Origin of the sequence: Limosilactobacillus reuteri subsp. porcinus, assembly GCF_036621895.1 — a bacterium.
GTDB lineage: Bacteria > Bacillota > Bacilli > Lactobacillales > Lactobacillaceae > Limosilactobacillus > Limosilactobacillus reuteri_J.
The window spans coordinates 1-1,755 of record NZ_LN887351.1 but is presented as its reverse complement, the minus strand read 5'-3'; the positions used below and the strand labels follow the sequence as shown (position 1 = coordinate 1,755).

Here is a 1,755-nt window from a genome sequence, read left to right as displayed (position 1 = left end):
ATTATCTCCTACTCGATTTAAACTGTCATATAATTAAATATGTAGTTAGTAAAAAGGGGATCTTAAGTAAAATGGTTGAAATGAGTGAACATATGCGGAAGATCTTAAATGATGTTCCAACGTTGAAAGTATTTGATTTTTCCCAATACGTTTCAAAAATTCCGGGAATTATTAAGTTTACAATCGGTGAACCTGATTTTGACACACCAGAATATGTTAAAAGGGCCGGAATTGAGAGCATTGAAAACAATCGCACTCACTATGCTCCCCAACGTGGAACAGTGGGATTGCGTCAAGCGATTGCCGATACGTTGGCTAATAAATATGGCCTTCAGTACGATCCTGCAACAGAGATTCTTGTTACAAACGGAGTAACAGAAGGGATTTCTGTTGCAATTACTGCAATTACTAATCCGGGAGATATAATTTTAGTTCCAACGCCTACTTTCTCAATCTACACGCCTGATGTAATGATTGCTGGAGGGACGCCAGTAGAAGTAGATACATCCAAGACTGGGTTTAAACTAACGCCTGCTCTTCTTAAACAGTATCTAGATAAATATGGTGATCGAGTAAAAGGAGATATTTTCGTTAACCCTTCTAACCCGACTGGAATTGCCTATACTCAAGCAGAAATGAATGAATTAGCAGCCTTAATTAAGGGTAAGCCAATCTTTGCAATCTGTGATGAAATTTATAGTGAATTAAACTATGACGGTGAATACTCAAGCATGGCAAAGATTATTCCAGACCAGACCATCTTAGCAAATGGTTTCTCTAAGTCCTATGCAATGACTGGTTGGCGGATTGGCTATCTTTGCGCACCAGCTAAAGTGACCGATTTGCTGTTCAAAGTTCATGCATTTGCGGTAACGGATATCGCAACATTTGTTCAAGACGCTGCAGAAGCCGCTTTAAAGGGTGGAGATGAAGCAACAAAGGAAATGGACGCCCAATATATTAAACGGCGTGACTATATGTATAAGCGACTTACAGCGATGGGCTTTGAATGTAGTCAACCAATGGGCGCACATTTTATATTTTTGCCAAGATTCCGTCATTCCTCAATCAGAATGACGATAAGCTAATTTATCAACTTGCCAATGAAGCCAAGGTTGCCGTAACGGCTGGATCAAACTTTGGTAAAGGTGGAGAAGGATATCTTCGCTTTAGTTATGATACAAGTATTGAGCAGATTAAAGAGGGGATGGATCGTCTCGCGGAATTTTGTGAAAAAGAACAAAATAATGCTTAAAAGAAAAGAGACAGCGGTGTTAACACATCTCTGTCTCTTTAATATATAAGTGAATTGCTTCAAAAGAGTTATTCGCTCAGTTTCTTGGCGTCAGCATCAATCTTTGCAAAACCAGAACCATCTGGCTTCTTGCTGCCACGCTTTTCCATAGCTTTACGAGCCATTTCCTTACGTTCTTGCTTACTAAGTGCCATAATAACTTCGCCTCTTTTTCTGAAACGCTTCAATAATAACAGTTATTAACAAAAGTAAAATAACTGTTACTAATATTATAGTTCAGTCTATAAAAAATGCAATTATGAACATGATCGCTTAAATAAATGGGGGCATGGAGGTGGCAAACTGAAATTGTTTTTTCTGATTTTCTTGATAAAATAAAAATAATCCACCAAATAATCCAGATATCCTAATTAATTACAAGTATTGAAAAAAGAAAAGAGTTGCTACATATGAGTTTAGACACAGCAATATTTGCAGGCGGGTGCTTTTGGTGCATGGTT

Annotated in this window: 1 protein-coding gene and 1 pseudogene; one reads left to right on the top strand and one right to left on the bottom strand. The window is 37.8% G+C overall.

Going from position 1 to position 1,755, the window contains the following annotated elements:
* Positions 1-71: 71 nt before the first annotated feature.
* A pseudogene (locus tag AACL61_RS02230) lies at positions 72-1,255 on the top strand (aminotransferase class I/II-fold pyridoxal phosphate-dependent enzyme).
* A 68-nt stretch (positions 1,256-1,323) separates the two neighbouring features.
* Here AACL61_RS02230 and AACL61_RS02225 read toward each other — a convergent pair.
* The gene (locus tag AACL61_RS02225) at positions 1,324-1,449 is read right to left on the bottom strand and encodes a hypothetical protein (RefSeq protein ID WP_003664033.1); all 126 of its coding nucleotides are present in this window, start codon (positions 1,447-1,449) and stop codon (positions 1,324-1,326) included.
* Positions 1,450-1,755 lie beyond the last annotated feature (306 nt).

Bases quoted from the DNA above. Each gene is read 5' to 3' on its own strand.
- AACL61_RS02225 (WP_003664033.1), bottom strand. From the start codon at position 1,449: ATGGCACTTAGTAAGCAAGAACGTAAGGAAATGGCTCGTAAAGCTATG.